The organism is Persicobacter diffluens, assembly GCF_036244895.1.
GTDB classification, from domain to species: domain Bacteria; phylum Bacteroidota; class Bacteroidia; order Cytophagales; family Cyclobacteriaceae; genus Persicobacter; species Persicobacter diffluens.
In genome coordinates this window covers 61,631-82,453 of sequence record NZ_BQKE01000002.1, presented here as the reverse complement: position 1 = coordinate 82,453, position 20,823 = coordinate 61,631, and the positions used below count along the sequence as shown (strand labels likewise).

Sequence of the window (20,823 nt, the reverse complement as noted above, 5' to 3'; positions counted from 1 at the left end):
AAATAATCGGGTATCGCTTCTGCAATATGTCAAATTTTCGATGCGAATTTTGGCTTTTAAACCCGCTCTTAAACCTGAATAATCCGGCTTAATTTTTACTTGTTGCCCCCCAAACAAAAAAAGCAGGCCCCGTACGGACCTGCCCAAATGTATTACAAACTACAGTATATGTTCTAAATTTTAGCCCTGAACCAGCCACTTCCCCAGGCAGCAGCCCAAAGCAGGTGCTCATCATAAGGATCCGGCTTTACATCCGACATTTTATCCGGCTGTCCGAGTCCTTTATTGATTCTTGCCCAATGCTGCCCGCCATCCTTAGTCAGATAAATGCCCGGGTTTTTAAACTGATCTCTTTTGCCTGGCACCTGCAAAGGCACATTTACCACGATAATGTCCGGATTTACCGGCGACACCTCACACTGCCACACATAGGGCGCATAGAAAAATTTCTTCCAGCTTTTTCCATTATTATCACTCTTCCACACGCCTCCACTCTCATAGCTTCCATCACGGAAACCAGCAGACAAATACATTTCACCCGAATGGCGATCAATGAATAAATTATTCACCCCCTGAATTTCCGAAGGAATGGCCATCGCCTTCCAGCTTTTAGCGCCATCGATGGAAACATACAATCCGTCAGGATCTTTAGCGGTCCGCTTATTCAGACAGGCAAAAATTTTCTTCGAGTCTTTCGGATCCATCACCATGCGGCGCACACTGCCTTTGGCCGGCAAACCGGAATTGCTCAACGCCCAATTGTATCCGCCGTCAGTGGAACGATAAACCCCATAACCGCCTTTGGTCATTACACTTTCCTTCGCCGATGTTCCTACTTCCGAGATGGCTTTCCTGATGGTGCAGAAGTACATATTATCCGGATTATCAGGATCAATCATCAGCGAAGCCTGAAAAGCAATCGCCTGCCAACTACCATTGTTCCCTTCAAAGATGGTGGCAATATTCTCCCAGCTTTTACCACCGTCCATACTTCTGCGCAATTTCCCACGGTGTTCCTGTCTCCAGCCAATGATGTAAATGATATCCGGATTGTGAGGATGCACCGCCACCGTAGAGACCGAATGGGCGCCGTGATTCCCGCTGTGATCATGCACCTGCCCTTCAATCTGTTCCACAGCCACGGCCTCTTTGTCCGGATAATTCCCCAAATCAGCGGTTTGCCACAAGCCATGCTCTCCCGAGCATAACAGATAGCGGTCTTTTTTGCCGCTTTCCAACAGCATGAAACGCCCGGGGAGGTTACTGGCTCCGCGGCCTACCCATTTATTGCTTCCTGCTTCCGTTTCAAAATCATCCACCTGCTCCCAGCTTTTTCCACCGTCATTGGAACGTATCGTTTGCTGATTTATCCCCATAAACACTTCCCCTCTGGCATTAATGGCCAGCATCCGATTTCCATTTCGAATTTCATTCTCCTCCTGCAGGGATCTTTCCAAATGCGCAAATTTCACATTCGTATGGGTGTCAAATCCTTTGGCCTCCCAGTAGGCTTTATCTTTTCCTTTCCGCCAGTACTCCCCCACCCGCGCACAAATCTTCCAGCTTTTTCCGCCGTCGGTTGTTTTCCAGGCATCCCCGGGACCGAAGCTCTTATCATGGCGCTGATTCATCACCAGATAAATCTCCTGATTATTAATCGGGTTAACCACGATGCGATTGAAAATCGGATAAGTATTTTCCGGGAATTCCGGGTATAATTTTTTTGAATTTTCGCCAAACCAATAGCTCATCACGCGGTGATAATTTCCCCTGTGAAAACTTGAGGTAATCTGATTAAAGTCCACCCCAAGGTCTCCGGTAATATTCTCCCAGCTTTTCCCACCATTGCGGCTTTTATATACGCCTCCGGAAGTTTTTACGGATTTCCCCGCTGCCTGATAGACCGCCTGCTCCACCAGGTACAATTCATAAATTCCTTTGGCTTCATCATAATAAGCTGTCAGGTCGCGGGGTAAATTATTGGGCAGACCTTTGCCACTTTTCTGCCATTTTTTGCCACCATCCGTACTGCGAAAAAAGCCATAATTGGTGGCCATCACCACCTCCTGGGAATTCATGGGGTTCACTAAAATACGCGCCACATCCAGACTGTCCGGAGCAATATCCGTGGCCAATTTTTTCCAGCTTTTGCCGCCATCCTTTGTTTTCAACACATAACCGTAACTTGCACGGGGATCCATCTTACCGTGAATAAACTTCAACGACCGGTGATTGCGCTTCACATTCCAGAAGTCTCCTGCACCGATATACCAGGTATTATCATCATTAGGATCTATCGCAATTTTGGTGTGCGCATTAAAAGCATGCTTCTTTCCTTCCCGCTTAATCGTATGTTTCAATTCCCAGCTTCTTCCGCGATCATGGGTGGTAAATATCTTCCCCCTTCTTTCCAGGGCAACACCAAAATCAGGATTCTTACGGGAAAAAGCGATATCATGCACTCTTTCCAGACACTGTCCGTCCCCGTCATAATCTTTGATGGAATGCCATGATTTTCCATCGTCCCAACTGCCATAGGCCACATGCATATCCGGCCCCATGAACATCACATCGGGATCGGTGGGATGACACCAAAACTCTTCATTATAACCCGACATCCCCGGACCAAAATTCACCCATTCTACCGAAGGGTCAGAAGTTACGCGGTCCTTTGTCAGGCTGTTAAAAAACGCTTTATCAATTTTAAAGGCTTTCTTCTTTCCCATCCAGGCCATGCTAGCCATCGCCACCAAAAAAAGGATGACCGGCGGCCATCTGAAAAAATAGGGTCGTTCCATAAATATCCGGAATTTAAATGTTAAAAAATTTAAGCCTGCTGCTTTTCCATTCCACAGCAAAGCTTCACAACACCGAAAGATCCACAATAGCCCCCAAAAAAAGCAGGGACGTTTCCGCCCAATATAGGCGGTTTTTATTTCAGGCCACCATTTCAAATAATTTCCAACCCACAATTATACATTTCAAAAGCTCCTCTTGGAACATATACTAGCTCCATCTTGCATTTCCCAGTCTTCAAAAAAATAAAAAATCCCATCACCACCTTCAACTCCTTCATTACTCCAAAATCATGACCATCCTAAAATCCACTAAAATCCAGGCAAAAAAAATACCCTCATTAGGGCATCACAATCTCCATCTAAAACTTTCTCCAACCAATCCTACAACCACATCTTCACAACAATCATCCATTCCAAAATCAAGCTCATCCCATTAATCCCCAAAATCATGGCAAAAAAAATACCCTCCAAAGGGCAGCACAATCTCCATCCAAAGCTTTCTCCAACCAATCCTACGACCATATCCCCACTACCATCATCCTCACAACCATCACCCCCACAAATCCTCCATTCCAAAATCAAGCTCATCCCATTAATCCCTAAAATCAAGGCAAAAAAAACCCTCATGGGGCAGCACAATCTCCATCTAAAGCTTTGTCCAACCAATCCTACGACCATATCCCCACTACCATCATCCTCACAACCATCACCCCCACAAATCCTCCATTCCAAAATCAAGCTCATCCCTTAATCCCCAAAATCAAGGCAAAAAAAACACCCTCATGGGGCATCACAATTCTTCCAATATATACTTCACTATCATCAACACTCCATTCCAAAATCAAGCTCATCCCATTAATCCCTAAAATCAAGGCAAAAAAAAACACCCTCATGGGGCATCTCCTCTGCTCGATCTCCGAGACTTCATAAAAATGTTTCTAGTCCAACTGACCAGCACGCTCCTCTCCGATTGATTCATCGTGGCTGGATCACATGGGGCAAGATTTTCCTTACCCCTGCGTCCGCCTTCGCCGATGAATCAATTAGTGAGCTGGGGTGTGAGTGAATGTTTTGCGAGTTACACCAAAACCGTCTTTTACTACTACAGTATACTCACCTGCAGGCATGCTTTCGAAACGGAATGGCTTCAAGAAACCATCTTTGTCCTTTACGGTTGTTTTCGCTACCAAAACACCTGCCTCATTGTAGATAGACACAGATACTTTAGAATCCATATTCGCCATATACAAAACTTTGTACGTTTCTGCATTTGCGTTCCCGATTACACGGAAGAAAGATTTTCCTTTGGCTGCTTCGTTGTCGTTGTTTCCAGCGAAAGCGAAAGTAGAAGTCAATACTAGGGCGAAAGCGATTAATAAGTTTTTCATCGTTGTAATAATTTTGATTATTTGCTCATTGATTACATTACAAATGTACGGGAAGGTTTTTGATAAATTTTCAGCATTATGATCTTTTGAAATCGCCTTAGCCCCTATATTAAGCCCTTCCATTATGAGATTTTCAAACTCAGCGCAAAAACAAGCCTCAAACTGCTAGCTTTCGTAAAAAGGGTATTGCATTTTTCAAGCTTTTGACCGCCCACCCCCAATGTTAAATTTCGGTAAAGCAAAAGTCGAAATTACGAATTTCAAAACCGAACCCCTTTTTAAGCCTCCATTTTGAATACTTTTGAAAATGAAACCGTGTTTTTCCGAGCAAATTTTCAATCAATCTTGTACACATTCTCATCTCCCCATTGTTATTTCCCTCCAAAAGTATTGAACTATATTAAGCAAACCTTAAACATTTGTGTTTTAGTCACTTACTTCATAACTATAATAAGGCTAAAAAACACACTCCTATGAAAATCAATACTTTACTATTTTCGTTTTTTTTCTCCCTTCAAGGTTTAATGGCGCAAATTCCCACTGACAGCATCCTACAAGCTATCCTGGAAGAGGCCGATTTACTTTATCGGCATGAAATGGCCGCATGGCACGGCACTGATATGGTGTTGGGTAATCCTAGCCTGGCCGCAAATTTCGGAGGTTACCTCATTTCACAAGAAGGAGAAGATATGCAGTCCATCATTTTGGATCAAAGTCAGCAAAATTGTATTGCCACCAATCGCTTTTCCAAAGCCACTCCAGAGCAAGCTCAAATTATCAGCGAGGAAGAACGGCCCATCAGTCTATCAGAACTAAAAAGAGTCGTAGCTCAAAGCCTTATGATAAAGCAAATGGAAGAACATTTGGAAGATTTTTTTATTCCCGAAGGCTTCTCCGTCAATATCGCCTGCCTGCAAAAGGATTTCGGCTACCGCTTCTTCATTCTTATGGGGACGCATCAGGAGGGCATTATCCCCTTTGGCAATGACTACCAAATCGACACCGAGAACAATGGCAATCTTTTAAGTTGGCGAAAGCTTCACCAAAGCCTGACCCCCACGCCGCTACCCAGTGGGCTGGCCGATATGGAAATTACCGAAGCCATGCACTCCCATCTCCATGAAAACCCACTGATCACCACTACCGACATCGCCACCTTCCGCCTTTATGCCCCTTTCACCGCACTTAAGCGTTTCACCGTCTATTCTCCGGCCATAAAGTGCTCCTTTACCTATGAGCTCGACCGAAATCGCATTACCACCAAGCAAATGTTAGACCTTTGAAAGGATTTAGGCAACGCCAAGTAGGTCCAAAAGCCAAAACTCGTAGCAAATATTCGATTTTTGTAGAAGCGATAGCCGATTATATTGAGAGAATAGCATCGCTAATATTGAGAAATGATCCAAAATCGCTTCCCATAATTTGAATTCGCAGGCGAATGGTCCGATGTTAAAAATGCTCTATGACGGAGGAAAGGTTCTTTTAAATTCACAAACGCCCACCTCTGAAGCCAAATTAGGCATCCTTATGGTTTAGCCCCCATATTTTCGGACTTTTTTGATTTTGCCTCTTGTGAGGTCTATTTTTCCATTATAAGTTTGTGTTAGCAAAGAACGATCGACGGCGATTAATTTACCGAAGGTTGTAATGAATTTGGAGTGTTGGGCCCATTCACATCCTCATTCAAATATCCCTCCCCATTTAGGGTCGGTATATTTGAGCAAAGAACTTCTCTCTGACTCATAATCCCCGAAAGTTGACTATGGGGTACTGTAAGTCTAAATTTCACCTTTCGCTCGTTTATTACTGTGCGTTCAATCAAATCATATTCCCACGCCTTCCAAAACAAATTGGGACTAAGATGAGCTATTGACCCATGTAATCTAACATTGTTATATTTTTCATAAAACACTTCTAACCTTTCTCTTAATTCCTCTAAGTTCCAAAATGGCGCTTGTCCCAAGCCCTTCTTAAGAATGCTATGAAAGCTTTCAATATGGCCATTCTCCTGGGGCGTATAAGGATGTGTAAAGGTTTGATGAATACTATTTTCCCTTAAAAATTCTTGAACGCTTTTAGCGCTAAATTGAGATCCATTATCATTCCTTAATTCAACATGAAGATCCTGTTTCAATAAGTCATTTGGTTGCAAATAATTATCTATTACCCTTTCCCAGGCTTTAATGACCATTTTTTGATCCATTTGATAGCCAACCGACCAATCTAATATTACTCTTGTAAATGTATCAATAATGCTTAATATATAAGCATGACGCCTATGCTCTGTTACCCAAACCATTTTAATATCCATTTCTAAAACCTGCAATGGGCGTTCTGGGCATACACAGCGATATTTGACGTAATTTTTATCACTAACCTTCCTTTTTTCCTGAAGTAAATCTGCGTCCTTCATCAAACGGAAAACCTTTTTATGATTAATATTATATCCTTCAAGCTTCAATTGACTGGTCATCATACGATAGCCATAATTAGTGATTGGATCTTCTTTTAAGCGCTTAATTTGCCCTATTACATCCTCATTGGGTACTACCGAATGCCCCTTTTGAGTTGTAGTAGTGGCTTTTCTGCCTATATGTTTACGATCTTTAATAGGCTGGTAATAGTATTTGTGTTTTGTTATTTGGGCAATCAAAATAGCTTTATCTCGTTTTAGCCCCAGACCAGTGTATTTTCGTGCTATTTCCGCCCTTTCGTCTGAGGATATTTCTTTTTTAGCAGCTCATCCTTCATTTTGGATTCAAGCTCCTTTTCAGCGATGATTTCCTTTAATAGGGCATTCTCTTTCTCAAGACGCTTTATCTCCTTTAATTGAGGTATAGTCATCCCGCGAGTGAAACCTGCCTCTCCCATGGTTTCATATTTTTTCACCCAATTTTTATAGGTGGCTGGATAAACTCCATACTTACTTAGAGTTTCTTCTACTCCTCTTTCCTCGCATTCTTTTAGAATAGCTAGCTTCTCTTCCTTGGTTCGTGTTACTCTTTTCATCGGATTTCAAATATTGTAAAAAAAAATTTAAGTCCGACTATTTATGGGGCGGAATCACTTATCTGTCGTTTAAATGCAAAAGGGAAAATTATGCAATAGTCACTCTGTTCAAATTTTTGCTTAGGCGGCAAATGAATGAGTGGAAAGCAAGCTTGCTCAAACAGCGTCTTTTAAAACATCAGAAAAAACACCAAAACACATTGGAATTAAAGCCATTACATCAACACCTAGATTAGGCATACAAAATTTGGATTAACTCAAAAACACCTAAAATAGCAGGTTAATTTGTTGGAAACCATTAAAATCCCTCTTTCCAAAATAATTGTTTTTCTACATCAAAGATTAATGTTTAAATTGATTCATTAAAAGCGAGTTTAACCACTCAAATCAAGCCTACTATGAAAACCATTAGCGAACAGCTACAACACAAAATCAACCTCAAAACCAAACCCCTTGGTGCATTGGGGCAATTGGAAAGCATAGCATTACAAATTGGAGAAATTCAAGGCACCTTATCTCCCCAATTAAATAAGCCCACTATCGTTGTTTTTGCAGGAGATCATGGTATTGCCAAAGAAGGGGTGAGCGCCTATCCACAAGAAGTGACTTTCCAGATGGTGATGAATTTTCTAAATGGCGGAGCAGCCATCAATGTTTTTGCAAGACAAAATAACATTGCCCTGAAGATTGTTGATGCTGGCGTCAACTTCAACTTTCCTCCCCATGATGATTTGATTGAGCAAAAAGCCGGCCCTGGAACCGCATCCTTTCTTTATGGTCCGGCCATGACTTCCGAACAATTAGATTTCTGCTTTCAGAAGGGCGCAGAAGTAGTCCGCAAGTGCCAAAAGGAAGGCAGCAATATCATCGGCTTCGGGGAGATGGGCATTGGTAATACCAGCGCCGCCGCCATGATCATGAGTGAAGTTTGCCAATTGCCCCTGGAGGAATGCGTAGGCCGTGGTACCGGCGTGGATGAAGCACAATATGCCCAAAAGCTTTCAGTACTCGGAAAGAGCCAGGAATTCCATGGATCTATAGCAAAAGCCAAATCCATCCTGCAAACCTATGGGGGATTCGAAATCGCCCAAATGACCGCCGGCATGCTGGAGGCTTATGAGCTGGGCATGAGCATCATGGTAGATGGATTCATCGCTTCTGCTGCCTTTTTATTGGCGCAAAAAATGGCGCCGGGCATCCGTCAGCATGCTTTTTTCTGTCACAACAGCGCTGAAAAAGGACATGAACAATTGCTTGCCTATCTACAGGTGAAAGCCATCCTCAATTTGGGCATGCGCCTTGGAGAAGGAAGTGGTTGTGCAGTGGCCTACCCCATCATAAAATCGGCCGTACAATTTCTGAACGAAATGGCCAGTTTTGAAGACGCAGGGGTTTCCAATAAAGCATAAGAACCTGTTTAACCCGAATTATTCACCGACAAATTCATTAACCGAATATAAGTAATTTATTTATAGATTATTACGATTTATTTTCTTTGATTTATAATAACCCAAATTTGGGTAAGCTTACTTCTCCTCCTTCATCTGCTTCCTTGGAGAAAATTTAAAATAAGGAACTATTCTTTCATTTTTTCCGCCATGCAGCTAAACGAGGATTTAATCTTGAATAATCCGGTTTAAGCTTTTATACACGGCCTAAAGAAAAGTGGCAGTAACAGGTCCGTCACCTTCAAATATTTTTCAACATCCGTACCCTTACATGAAAAAGGAAATCAAAGTATTACTTTCTGCCCTGATGTTCTACACCCGGATTCCGAGTCCGGTAAGTTTTGAATATGATCCCGATTATATCAATCAGGCTTCTAAATATTTTCCGCTAATGGGCTGGATTGTAGGCGTTATATGCTTTGGCTTTTTCTGGCTGGGCATGCAATTTTGGGATGTGCATTTGGCGACTATACTTTCCATGGTGGCCGGGGTACTCGCTACAGGTGCCTTTCATGAAGATGGACTCGCCGATGCCTTTGATGGCTTTGGAGGAGGGTGGAGTCGAGCACAGATCCTGGAAATCATGAAGGACAGCAGAGTTGGTACCTATGGGGCAGCAGCCTTAATTTTTCTGTTCCTCCTAAAATTTTGGGGACTCGAAGGCATGGCGGCATTGACTCAGAACAATACTGTCTTGCTCGCCCTGCTATTTATCAATTTTCATAGTCTTGCCCGCCTCACTGCCATCACCATTGTCTTTACCGAAGATTATGCCCGAGAAGATGCCACATCTAAAGTGAAGCCCATTGCTAAAAAAGCCGATGTCTCCATCATCCTGGTGGCATTCCTGTTAGGCCTGCTACCACTTGCCCTATTAAGTCTTCAACACCCTGCATTTTTATTATTGTTCCTGCCCCTTATACTGCTGCACCTCCTTGCCCGCCGATACTTTCGCCGAAAACTGGGAGGCTATACAGGCGATTGCCTGGGTGCCGTTGAGCAATTGGCCGAACTCCTTATTCTTTTAAGTTACCCACTGATATGGAAGTTTATCTCTTAAGACATACCGCCGTTGACACCCCTAAAGGCCAATGCTACGGGCAGCTGGATGTTAACCTCAAGGAGAGTTTCCCCGCCGAATGGCAAGCCATAAAAGCTAAGCTCCCTGAGCACTTTGACCGCATTTATAGCAGTCCTTTGAGCAGATGCATACGCCTCAGCTCGACCCTTCAACCGGCTGCCACCCTCCACACAGATGACCGACTGATGGAGATGAACTTCGGGCAGTGGGAGGGAAAACTTTGGAGGGAAATTCACCGGCCCAGCCTTGATGCCTGGGGACAGGACTTTGTGAATATTGCTCCACCCGATGGAGAAAGCTTTCAAATCATGTACGATCGCGTAGTTCCTTTTTTCGAAGAACTTCGCCAACAAACCCATGAAAAAGTTTTGGTTTGTGCCCATGCCGGTACCATTCGTTGTGCGTTTACTTACCTGTTGGGGATTCCCCTTCAGAATGGATTTAAAATCCAATTGGATTACGGGCAATGTGTTAAAGTGGAGTTTGGTGATAATCCTATGTTGGATAAAGTAGTATTCGATTTTTAGCTGATGTTTAACCCTAATCGCGACTTTTGCATAAAAGCCCGAGAGAACAAATTATTGTTTAGCTGTTGCTAATTAGATGTGCTTTGAGAAGATTGGAGTGCTAATTCATTGATGAGGTAACCAACTATAAAATAAAAAATTAAATGTTTCTAACCTTCCGCCAATGGCTATAAGTCCGACTTCCGCCTCCAAAGGGATAAGCCTCCTTGTGATCTTTCTGAAATATTACTTTCTAATCATAACTTATCAAAAAACCACGAGATAGATTACAATAGTAATTTCTATTCGATGGCTCGTCAGCATGGATCACATGCATGATTTTATGTACGTATTTTACCTGAAAAAATCCCGCATCACACCCTTACCTTCCCAAAATGGCCGATACAAAAGGACCCATAAAATGCCGAGCTTGTACTGCCCACATGACCTGCAAATCCTCCCAAAGATTGGTTTCGGCATCCAAAAATTTGAACATCTGATGAGCGGGAATTTTGGCGAAGAGATCAGCAAATATGGCCGCCCCGTTATACGTCTGATTCCTCTGAAGCACTTTAAGAATGGTGCTGTCAAACAGTTTGGCTCTGGGCCCTATTACTTCTTTATTGAAAAATGGGTAACCATTCTGCTTATAATTCCACAATATGCGATCAATGGTTTTTTGGGTATTCATAAAGGTATATCCAGTAGACCCACGGGTATCTCCCCCTATACTGCCGATATTTAAAATGCGTTTTCGCTGACGAAGGAATGGGAAATTCGTCATAGGTATAGCACCGAATTCGGTATGTAGGATTTCATAGCTTTCTATTCCTAATACATTTTTTATATATGAGGTCAATCCATCATCATATTTTTCATTCGGCAATATATGGGGAGAAAAGAATGTATACTCTATGAAAATTTCATTTCTACTAAAAGGTAATACGTAAAAAAAAGTAGTACCTTCTTCCTGCCCCGTTCGAAAATCCATCAGATAGGCCTCATTTGCTTTAAGTGAATGCTCCTCCACCTTAATCGTCCATCCTTTGAAATGCTGCCAAAGCCACACCTCTTGATTTATCTCCGGTTTTTCAAAAATACTGTTGATCACATACTCCCCTTCATAGTATCCGTGACTAGTCCTTACCGCACCTAAGGGAAAAATTTCCAGAACCTCTTCCTCTATTATCTCCAAACCTGCACAATTTCTCAAATAAAAAAGGCAATGATGATAGAAGTCAATACTCCGAATCATATGGTAGGCGTAATGCTCAGTTTGAAGCGGCAAGTGTTGGTGATTATGTGTAAAAAAATGCAAATCCTGCCACTGTCGAAAAATCACCTCTTTAAAGGGACCAGGATCTTTGGCCCAAAAACACCAGGTTTTATCATTTTGGCGTTCACTGATTTTATCAATAGCCAAAATTCTTTTCCCCTTGAAAATCCCGGATTGATAACCACGATATAGCAATGACAAATTGGCCATTCCCAGACCGGTAAAGATCAAATCATAAGTAGCTTTCGACATAAATGAATATTAAAATTACCCGGAATAAAAGAGCCTATTTAAAAGTCCAAATCTATAAGGGAAATTTGAAGTATTATGGAATTGATGAACGATTATTCTAAAAGCGTGTATTAAAGTCTTATCATAAATTTCAAAAAAAAAAGGTCAGTAAAAAATACTGACCACTGAAATTTAACTTATTATCTCTAACTTAATTCAAATCAAATACCCGCCGCTGCCTTAACAAAGTAAGTAAATCCGCTTACCTTCAGTACCGTGCGGGTGCTTTCCTAATTTATTAATGGCCCTACTAATGGTGCGCTTCCTTTTTCCCCCATTCTACAATTTGATCGAAAACAACACCCAATCCCTTTATTTTTAAGGGCTTGCAGTTAAATTAGGATTTCAATAAGCCTACTTAGGCTTAATTTTTTATCCCGCGCAAGCAGAACATTCTGCATTCATGGTGTTGGCCAAGCCTTGCGCCACGGACTGCGATCGTTGGTAGTACAGCGTCTTCACACCGCTCTCCCAGGCATTAATAATCAGGGAATTTACTTCCTTTGGAGAGGCCGTTGGCGGAATATTCAGGTTCACTGATTGCGACTGATCGATAAATTCCTGACGATCCGCAGCCTGCTGCACAATGGCATACTGATTTATTTCTTTGAAGGTTTTAAATACTTCTTTTTCGTCTTCGGTCAGGAAATCCAACTGCTGGACAGAACCTTCGTTCAGCATAATGGTTTTCCAGACTTCAGCGGTATCTTTTCCCTTCTCCTGAAGCAGTTTCACCAAATATTTATTTTTTCTGGTAAAGTTTCCTTTGGCTAAACCGACGGTATAATAGTTACTGTTCACTGGCTCAATTCCCGGAGATACCTGCCCTAAAATACTGGCGGAGGAAGTGGTTGGAGCAATGGTATTCAAAGTGGTATTTCTACGACCATAACCTTCCAATACTTCCGGCTCACCTAAAATTTCCGCCAGATAAGCCGATCCAGCATAGGATTCCTCCTGTATCTCTTTCCAAATCTTCTTATTCAAAATGGTAGAAGACAGGGAATCAAAAGGCAAATCGCGGAATTGCAAATAAGAATGCCAACCCATAACCCCTAAACCTAAAGCCCGATGACGGGTGGCAAATTTTCTGGCCTTTTTCAGAAAATCCTGATCCTTGGATTTTACAATAAACTCCTCCATTACCGCATCCAGGAAGTAGATCATATATTTGACATAATCCGTTCCTTCGATTTCATCCCATCGCTCCAAATTCACCGAAGCTAAACAACACACGAAAGACTCATCCAAGCCGTTCGGCAACGCAATCTCCGTGCACAAATTGGAATTATGGATGCGCATATTTTTATCCTTATACACCTCCACCGTATTATTATTTACCGTATCGGAAAACATCAGATAAGGCAGACCCTTTTCCTGGCGAGACTTAATGATTTTGGCCATCACGCGGCGCTTGTCCATATCTCCTCCAATCATGGACTGCATCCACTCATCGGAGATGGTCACCCCGTAAAAAAGATTTTGAATATCATTCCCGATACTCTTAATTTCCAGGAATTCTTCGATATCCGCATGGTCCACATTCATATAGGCCGCGAAAGCTCCACGACGTACATTGCCCTGCGAGACCACATTTACCATGGTATCATACATTTTCAGAAAGGAGACCGGCCCATTGGAAGTGCCATTTCCACTAATCTTCGCACCACGCGGACGAAGATCCCCGAAATAGCCCGAAGTTCCTCCACCCAATTTTGACATCATGGCAGCTTCCGAATGGCAGTCCACTATACTCGCCACCGAATCTCCAACATAAGAGCCAAAGCATGAAATGGGAAGCCCTCGCTCAGTGCCCATGTTCGCCCATACAGGTGAAGCTAAAGACATATATCCATAGGCGATCAAATCATAAAATACTTCTTCCACTCCCTCCAGCGGGGTGTTTTTATAATAAGCTCCAGCCGCATTGGCCACACGGCGAACCGCATCTTCCACCGTCTCTCCTTCTAACAAATACCCCCGGTTTAACATGGTCAGGGATTCTTCAGTCAGCCAATCAAAACGCGCTCTTTCTGCAGTAATTTTCATCGAAATAAGGTGTATAAGGGTTATTTGTTGTGGTTTTAAAATAAGTCGTCCGCGGTAATGGACTGGTTGTGTTTGGAATAATCCACCGGCCGTTTCGCAAAGAAATCATCCTGCGTATTGGCAAATACTTCCTCCTCAAACCACAGCATTCGCTGCGCTGCGGCCTCATCCGGCTGGATAAAATGATCAATTCCAATATCGCTCAGGCTTTTCGCTGTTCTGGCAATCATGAACTGTTTCAAATCATATTTACTGATATGGCTTAATTCGCCCTTTTCAAAAATCATATCCAAAATCTGATCTTCCACCTGAAGCGATTCCAGGGCAATTTGTCTGATTTCTTCCTGGAAAGCGGAATCGATTAATTCAGGATGTTCCTTCACGATTTCATTGAAAAGCCAGATGCCGGCATTGGCATGAATCTGCTCATCCTTTGAGGTCCAGGCAATAATGTTGGACGTATTCTTCAGCTGCCCCTTGAATTTAGTGAAGGATAAAATAATGGCAAACTGACTGAAAAGGGATACATTCTCGACCAATAAAGCGAAAATGGCCAGAGACTTTAAAAAGTCCTTTCTGGTGTAACCATCTTTCAATTTTATATTTTCACTCAATACCGATAAACGCGCTTTGATTTCATCGCGGTGGATGAACGCTTCAAACTCATCATCCCCAATTCCAATCACATCAAGCAAACGGGAATAGGCTTCCGAATGACGCCATTCGCATTCGGCAAATGAGGAGCCCAAACCATTGAATTCCGGCTTTGGCAAATGCTGGTACAGGTTGCCCCAATACATTTTAACTGACACCTCTACCTGCGCAATTGACTTTAATGCATTCTTTATGGCCGACTTTTCAACTTCAGATAAATTCACTTTAAAATCCTGAATATCAGCGGCGAAATCCACTTCGGAATGCACCCAAAAAGTCTGGTTCAATGCATCTATAAATTCCTGTACCTGAGGATATTCTAAAGGTTTATAAGCGATTCTTTTGTCAAAAATTCCCATTTCTAAAAAAGCATTTTTTGGTATTAATATAGTCCGTTTGCCTCAGAGCTACTGGCAAAAAAACCGAAGTTTTACTGAAGCCGGAGAACAAAGGTAAGTAAAATGTAATGCGAAAAAAGGGGGAGATTTTGACCCCAAAAAAATAATATTAAAGCAAATCGTAAATGATCGAAGCGTGAAAATACCGCCGAAAAAACTTCGTGAAAAACTGCAATTTACAACTTGAAAGTGTGATAATAGTCAAGTGTAAAAATGAACGGAGATAAGGGTTTCCGTAGTAAAATCGTATGGTTTTCAGGGCTTTTTAATTTCTTTATCGGAAAAATCACCGCCAATTACTCGCATTAATATTTTGTAATTTTTTATTTAAAAAGTTATAAATATAAAAAAATAATCTAATCGATACGAAACCGTTATTAGCTACGAATAAACCTCTATCATAATCGCAAAAAAGCCAGCCAAGCCAGTCATTTACAAATCAATGCTTAAGCCGGTAAAAAAATGAATGACTGTCGGGCACAGTACGGTTAATATTGCACCATACCGCTGAAATTTAAAAGTTGAAATTGAAGTAATCGGTTTTCGCTACTTCAAATTTTCGCTGCGAATTTTCACTTTTTTACACGTTTTAAACATGAATAATCCGGATTAAGCGGTCATCTTTTAAGGATTAATTTAAATTCCGCTCGTTTTTTTAAAATTTATGCAAAAAACTGGAACAGAGATTTTTACAAATGCGTCAATTAATGTATTATAATAATCGCAATCATCTGTTTGGCCAACCTACATGAACAACTTCCATTTCTTTATTTGTGAGCGGATTGACAAATCCCTCCAGCAAGCCATTTTTTCATTAAGGCATCAAGTTTTCACTCTGGAACAAGGCATCCCCCAACAAATGGATCAGGATGGTAAGGACCTTTCCGCCATCCACCTGGTAGTTACCCAGAATAAAAAAGTCATCGCAACTGCGAGGCTCGAAAAACTTTGTCACAAATCAGTACTACTATCCAGAATTGCGGTAAAAAAAGATTTTCGTAAAAAAGGACTTGCCCGGGAAATCGTCAAAAAAATGATTGATTATGGAAAGGAAAAAGGATTTCTACAAATAAACGTAAATGCACATCACCATTTGATTCCGTTTTACAAAGAACTCCAGTTCAAAATTGCGGGTGAGCCCATCTCATTATTGCAATATTCTCTGCAGCCTATGCATCAAATGCTGATTAAGGTTTATGAAAATCCACCAGCTCCGCTTCTTCAGGATCAACCCGATATTCCAATCAAAGGCAACGGCACACAAAAAAATATTGATTGCTGACGCATGGTAAAGTTTGCGCAATCCATTCTTTCAAAAAAGTTTACCTAATTGAATAGGGGGGCAAACAAATCGATTTCATGAATAGTCATTTGCTTGTTTGAGAAAAAATGCAGAATTTTACATCGCTCACGACATATTCAATAACGACATTAAAAATGGCAAGTAAATTTTATCAATTCAAAGCTACCTCCCTTCAAGGCAAAGAAATTGCGATGGAGGAATATAAAGGCAAAACCATTTTGGTCGTAAATACCGCAAGTAAGTGCGGGCTTACGCCCCAATATGAGGGTTTGGAAAAACTCTATCAAAAACATAAAGATAGTGGCTTGGTGATTTTAGGTTTTCCCTGCAATCAGTTTGGCAATCAGGAACCTGGCAATGCTCAGGACATACAAGAGGGCTGTCTGATTAATTATGGCGTTTCCTTCCCCATGTTCAGCAAAATTGATGTGAATGGTCCGCAAACGCATCCTTTATACGAATACATGAAATCAAAACAAGGGGGTTGGTTTGGAAAACGCATCAAATGGAATTTCACCAAATTCCTGATTAGTCCTGAAGGACAGGTAGTGGACCGTTTCTCACCGACTTCAAAACCCGAAAATCTGGAGAAGGATATTTTGAAATACTTAAACTAATCTCCTAATAAGAGGGTGTTAAAATGGCCACCAACCGGCTGCAAATTCGAACTATTGGAAGCGATTTTGGATAAATTCCTCATATTAGCGTTGCTATTCTCTCAAAATAATCGGGGATCGCTTCCACAATCATTCAAGTTTTCGTTGCGAATTTTGGCTTAAAAATAAAAGGAAACGTTGAAAAAATCAGGGAAATGATGACCTGTTGAACAGCAAGGGACTGAATAAAGGGAAACGATTTAGCCGCGACCTTTGAAACCCAGGGCCAACGACCCTCAAGAAGCTTATTTTCAATACCTTAACGTCGTTTTTTTTGTTGTTTTTTTAATTACCCATATTTGGATAAAACTACTTACTCCTCCTTTAGCTGCTTTACTGGAAAAATGCCGAAAAAAGACATTTTATCCTCATTCTTCCGGCTTGGCAGTTAATCGAGGATTCAGCATGAAAAATCCGGCCTCACCTTCCTCCTCTTTTTTAGTTGTTATCAGGTTTAACAAAACATCAACTCTAAACGATCACTTCCAAAAATGCACTCATTTTTTTTTATCATTATGGATTCGTGTTTTTCAATATAAAATTAATGAAATTAGCAGGCTAAATTCAATATCATGTCTAAAGACTTCGATCAACTTAAATTGGAAAATCAATTATGTTTTCCACTATATGCCGCCTCCAGATTGGTGATTAGAGAATATCAACCTTATTTAGATGAGCTCAAAATCACTTATCCGCAATATCTGGTGCTTATGGTATTATGGGAATCCAACGGCATTGCAGTCAATGATATTGCCCAAAAGCTTATACTGAATACCAATACCGTGACCCCATTATTAAAGCGAATGGAAAAAATGGGGCTTTTGGAAAGAAAGAGGCAAAAAGAGGACGAGCGTAAAGTAATCATTTCCCTAACCCCAGCCGGACAAGAAATGAGATTAGCGGCAGCTGAAATCCCCCTCAAGCTTGGCGAACGCCTGAGCTGCGGTAGTATCCAGCTGGAAGAACTAAAGAGACTAAAGCAAGACCTTCACCTTTTAATTAACCAACTCACGGAAGAATAAAACCCCTCATGTCTCATAAGCAAATCCTCTACAATTATTTTCTACAATATGACCCTGGCCTTCCGGCGCATTGGGATGAGATACAGGAGGCTTTTCAGTATGTGAAAGTGCCTGCCGGAGCCTACTTGATGGAGGAATCTCAAATTTGCGACAAGCTATATTTTCTGAAACATGGATTATTCCGGGTTTTCAAACGCACAGAGGAAAAAGACATCAGTGTTTACTTCATCCACCAAAACCGGCTTTTCACTGCTTTTGATGCCTTCCATTCCGGTTCAAAATCCATCCTTTTTTATGAAGCCCTGGAGGATAGTGAAGTCTTTCTGATTAAAAAACAAACCTTCGATCACCTTTACGAAACGGTCCCGGTCTTTGCTAAAATCATTGGCCGGTTCTACCAGGAGAGAATGAGCCAATTATTTTATCAAAAAAATATTTATCAAAGTCTTTCCCCTTATGAGCGTTTTTCCCTGCTCATGAAAAATAATCCTCATTATTTCCAAAGAATTCCACAACATCACCTGGCTTCTTTTTTGGGGATCACGCCGGTGTCTTTTTCCCGGATAAAAAAGCGCTACTTCGAAAATCACAACAACCCAAAAAAATAAGCCGAAATATTCATTTTGAAATCCTTTACGAATTTCAACACATTACAGCTCCTCCAATGAAAATTTGACAACCTATGGCACGAACTTAACAATTGTTAAGTGCTACAGGGCAAAAAACAAGCTAATTTTGCCGAAGAAAACCAAATAAATCCTAATGCAAATCTCCAGAAGAGGACTTATCGTCTTGCTCAGTGCCATGGCTGCACTTGCGCCTTTTGCTATTGATATGTATCTGCCGTCCATTCCGCAGGTAGCCCAACATTTCGGTACCAGCATTGCACATATTGAGGTCACGATTTCTATCTTTTTGATTGGCTTCGGCATCGGGCAGTTAGTCGGTGGATTATTCTCCGATCATTACGGCCGAAAACCAGTGGTACTTATTGGCTTGGGTACTTTTATGTTGGCATCTCTGGGCATGATTTACGCGCCTAGTGTAAAGATCATGTATCTCATGAGGGCAATTCAGGCTGTTGGAGGTGGTTTTGTCACTGTAAACTCAGCGGCCATTGTGAAAGATCAGTTTGACAAAAAAGACAGCGCCAAAATACTCGCTACCGTGGCCTCCATTATGATGATTGCTCCTATGGCAGCACCAATGGTTGGTGCCCTCATTGCCAAAGCAGGGGAATGGCAATTGATTTTTGCCTTCCTGGTATTATATGCAGGCAGCTTAATCTTTATTATGAAATTTAAGGTAAAGGAAAGTCTTACAGAGACAAAAAGCCTGAATCTGAAAAAAATAATTCAGGGATACCTTAATATTTTCAAAAGCCGCCATGGGTTGGGCTTTATGTTCTCCGGAGCCTTAGCCACCGCCGGCATGTTCACCTTCATTACCAAAAGCTCCTCCATCTATATGGATTATTTTGGAGCTTCAGAATCCATTTTTCCCTTGCTGTTTGGAGCCAATGTCATGACTATGATCTTCCTGAGTCGTTTCAGTCAACGATTAATCGACCGACGTTCCAGTCAGCAAATCGTACGTACCGGATTGTACATCAATCTGGTTGCGGGCTCGCTTTTACTGCTATACACGCAATGGACGCCTTCACCTGCATTAGCGGTCATTGTCGGACTCAACATGGCCTTCATCGGGTCTTTGGGATTTGTTTACGGCCATATTGATAGTTGTTTCCTGACCTATTATCCCAAAAGCACGGGAACCGCCAACTCCATTTTTGGCGTTACCCGATTTTCCATCGGAGCAACTACTGGTGCAATTGTGGCCTGGTTGGGTAATGATCCCATCCACTCGCCTTTTATTGTGATGTTCGGCTGTACGGCCCTGGCCAATTTAATCTTCCTTTTCATGACTCCGGGAACCAAAAGCAAACAAATATTTCAGGGAATTTTGGCCAAAGTTTAAGCGTGTTTTTTTCAACCTTACTTGAGCTTATTTTCTAAAACTAATCCAAAAATAAATATTCACCGCTGGATTTAGCCGACCCTTATAAACCTTATTATCATCGCATTACGATTGATATTGCTGTTTATTTTATTAGGAAAATTGTGGAGAACATGCTTTCTCTGCACTCATGCTCTTCATTGGAAAAAGCTTGAAACAGGAAAATTCCTTCATTTTTTCCGCCTTACAGCTAAATGAGGACTCTAATAGGAATCATTGGGGTTAAGAGCGGCTGATTGAAATTGCCAGAAAACCAAAGTCCGTGCGAAAATTGAATCATGGAAGGAGCAATACCGGATGACTTTGAAACACGCTCCCTCTTTTACTAAACAAGCAAGATTTCTTCTTAGGGAAATCTTGCTTTTATATCCAATCACGAGACGATCGGTAATCCCCTCATTTTGAATCTATTAACCGAAAGAATAAGACCTAGATTAATCCTGACCTAAATCCACCATCACGGGCTTCCACAAAGGCCACTGCTTTTGCGCCCAATACTCTAAATCTCGCTGATCCTCCTCCTGAAGCCAAAGCTTCATTTTCTCTTTTTCCTTATTAAATAACTGGGGATCAAACTGCAATTTTTGCAGCACTTCCTTTGCATATTTTAAATACGACTTTTCCATTGTAAAAAATTAGTAGGCACCTATTGCAACAGTCCATGAAATAAAAACCGCCAAGCAAATAAATCCCGGATTCAAAAAAACTTCATAAGAAGAAAAGCTACGCTAGTATACGACACAAAAAGCATTAGAACCTCATTTTCCCAAGGAAACATCCTGAAAAAAGCATTAGTTTATCATAAGAATCCCTAATAACAAAGATGTCATACCATTTTTACCCGGATTATTCATGCTTTAATCCTCGTTTAGCTGCATGGCGGAAAAATGAAGGAATAGTTTTCTATTTCGAGTTTTTTCTAACGAAG

The 20,823-nt window shown here is 41.5% G+C and carries 18 protein-coding genes; 9 read left to right on the top strand and 9 right to left on the bottom strand.

What is annotated here, in order from left to right; translation table 11 throughout:
• Positions 1-173: 173 nt before the first annotated feature.
• The 3 genes from AAA970_RS15290 to AAA970_RS15280 form a co-directional block, all read right to left on the bottom strand.
• Positions 174-2,798 carry a WD40/YVTN/BNR-like repeat-containing protein gene (locus AAA970_RS15290; protein WP_338237769.1) on the bottom strand — a complete coding sequence of 875 codons (2,625 nt, stop codon included), beginning with the start codon at positions 2,796-2,798 and terminating at the stop codon, positions 174-176.
• A gap of 381 nt (positions 2,799-3,179) precedes the next feature.
• Positions 3,180-3,542 carry a hypothetical protein gene (locus tag AAA970_RS15285; RefSeq protein ID WP_338237768.1) on the bottom strand — a complete coding sequence of 121 codons (363 nt, stop codon included), beginning with the start codon at positions 3,540-3,542 and terminating at the stop codon, positions 3,180-3,182.
• 299 nt (positions 3,543-3,841) lie between these two features.
• Positions 3,842-4,309 (bottom strand): carboxypeptidase-like regulatory domain-containing protein, encoded by a 468-nt coding sequence (locus AAA970_RS15280; RefSeq protein WP_338237767.1) that lies wholly within the window; start codon positions 4,307-4,309, stop codon positions 3,842-3,844.
• A 350-nt stretch (positions 4,310-4,659) separates the two neighbouring features.
• On the opposite strand from AAA970_RS15280, the gene AAA970_RS15275 reads away from it, so the two are divergent.
• On the top strand, positions 4,660-5,469 hold the full coding sequence (locus AAA970_RS15275) for a hypothetical protein (RefSeq protein WP_338237766.1): 810 nt from the start codon (positions 4,660-4,662) through the stop codon (positions 5,467-5,469).
• 344 nt (positions 5,470-5,813) lie between these two features.
• On the opposite strand, the gene AAA970_RS15270 is transcribed toward AAA970_RS15275, so the two are convergent.
• Together AAA970_RS15270 and AAA970_RS15265 are read right to left on the bottom strand one after the other, a co-directional pair.
• A complete protein-coding gene (locus AAA970_RS15270; RefSeq protein ID WP_338237706.1) occupies positions 5,814-6,866 on the bottom strand; it encodes an IS3 family transposase in 1,053 nt (350 codons plus the stop codon).
• 17 nt (positions 6,867-6,883) lie between these two features.
• Positions 6,884-7,195 (bottom strand): transposase, encoded by a 312-nt coding sequence (locus AAA970_RS15265; RefSeq protein ID WP_053404356.1) that lies wholly within the window; start codon positions 7,193-7,195, stop codon positions 6,884-6,886.
• Between the two features lie 353 nt (positions 7,196-7,548).
• Here AAA970_RS15265 and cobT point away from each other — a divergent pair, with 353 nt between their 5' ends.
• The 3 genes from cobT (at position 7,549) to cobC (ending at position 10,251) form a co-directional block, all read left to right on the top strand.
• The gene (gene cobT, locus AAA970_RS15260; RefSeq protein ID WP_338238592.1) at positions 7,549-8,604 is read left to right on the top strand and encodes a nicotinate-nucleotide--dimethylbenzimidazole phosphoribosyltransferase; all 1,056 of its coding nucleotides are present in this window, start codon (positions 7,549-7,551) and stop codon (positions 8,602-8,604) included.
• A gap of 310 nt (positions 8,605-8,914) precedes the next feature.
• Positions 8,915-9,703, top strand: coding sequence for an adenosylcobinamide-GDP ribazoletransferase (locus AAA970_RS15255; protein ID WP_338237765.1), 789 nt, complete (start codon positions 8,915-8,917; stop codon positions 9,701-9,703).
• A complete protein-coding gene (gene cobC / locus AAA970_RS15250) occupies positions 9,685-10,251 on the top strand; it encodes an alpha-ribazole phosphatase (RefSeq protein WP_338237764.1) in 567 nt (188 codons plus the stop codon). Before AAA970_RS15255 ends, cobC begins: the two co-directional genes overlap by 19 nt.
• 361 nt (positions 10,252-10,612) lie before the next feature.
• On the opposite strand, the gene AAA970_RS15245 is transcribed toward cobC, so the two are convergent.
• The 3 genes from AAA970_RS15245 to AAA970_RS15235 form a co-directional block, all read right to left on the bottom strand.
• On the bottom strand, positions 10,613-11,758 hold the full coding sequence (locus AAA970_RS15245) for a lycopene cyclase family protein (RefSeq protein WP_338237763.1): 1,146 nt from the start codon (positions 11,756-11,758) through the stop codon (positions 10,613-10,615).
• A gap of 411 nt (positions 11,759-12,169) precedes the next feature.
• Complete coding sequence (locus AAA970_RS15240; protein ID WP_338237762.1) at positions 12,170-13,846, bottom strand: ribonucleoside-diphosphate reductase subunit alpha; 1,677 nt, start codon at positions 13,844-13,846, stop codon at positions 12,170-12,172.
• Positions 13,847-13,881: 35 nt separating this feature from the next.
• A complete protein-coding gene (locus tag AAA970_RS15235) occupies positions 13,882-14,859 on the bottom strand; it encodes a ribonucleotide-diphosphate reductase subunit beta (protein ID WP_338237761.1) in 978 nt (325 codons plus the stop codon).
• A 787-nt stretch (positions 14,860-15,646) separates the two neighbouring features.
• Here AAA970_RS15235 and AAA970_RS15230 point away from each other — a divergent pair.
• The 5 genes from AAA970_RS15230 (at position 15,647) to AAA970_RS15210 (ending at position 19,856) form a co-directional block, all read left to right on the top strand.
• Positions 15,647-16,180 carry a GNAT family N-acetyltransferase gene (locus AAA970_RS15230; RefSeq protein ID WP_338237760.1) on the top strand — a complete coding sequence of 178 codons (534 nt, stop codon included), beginning with the start codon at positions 15,647-15,649 and terminating at the stop codon, positions 16,178-16,180.
• A 155-nt stretch (positions 16,181-16,335) separates the two neighbouring features.
• Positions 16,336-16,818 (top strand): glutathione peroxidase, encoded by a 483-nt coding sequence (locus AAA970_RS15225; protein ID WP_338237759.1) that lies wholly within the window; start codon positions 16,336-16,338, stop codon positions 16,816-16,818.
• A gap of 611 nt (positions 16,819-17,429) precedes the next feature.
• Positions 17,430-17,879: a transcriptional regulator, SarA/Rot family gene (locus tag AAA970_RS15220; protein ID WP_060688123.1), complete on the top strand. Its 450-nt coding sequence runs from the start codon at positions 17,430-17,432 to the stop codon at positions 17,877-17,879.
• 8 nt (positions 17,880-17,887) lie between these two features.
• Positions 17,888-18,487, top strand: coding sequence for a Crp/Fnr family transcriptional regulator (locus AAA970_RS15215; RefSeq protein ID WP_338237758.1), 600 nt, complete (start codon positions 17,888-17,890; stop codon positions 18,485-18,487).
• Positions 18,488-18,641: 154 nt separating this feature from the next.
• Complete coding sequence (locus tag AAA970_RS15210) at positions 18,642-19,856, top strand: Bcr/CflA family efflux MFS transporter (RefSeq protein ID WP_060688125.1); 1,215 nt, start codon at positions 18,642-18,644, stop codon at positions 19,854-19,856.
• A gap of 473 nt (positions 19,857-20,329) precedes the next feature.
• Here AAA970_RS15210 and AAA970_RS15205 read toward each other — a convergent pair whose 3' ends face one another.
• Complete coding sequence (locus tag AAA970_RS15205; protein ID WP_338237757.1) at positions 20,330-20,521, bottom strand: hypothetical protein; 192 nt, start codon at positions 20,519-20,521, stop codon at positions 20,330-20,332.
• Positions 20,522-20,823: the final 302 nt, after the last annotated feature.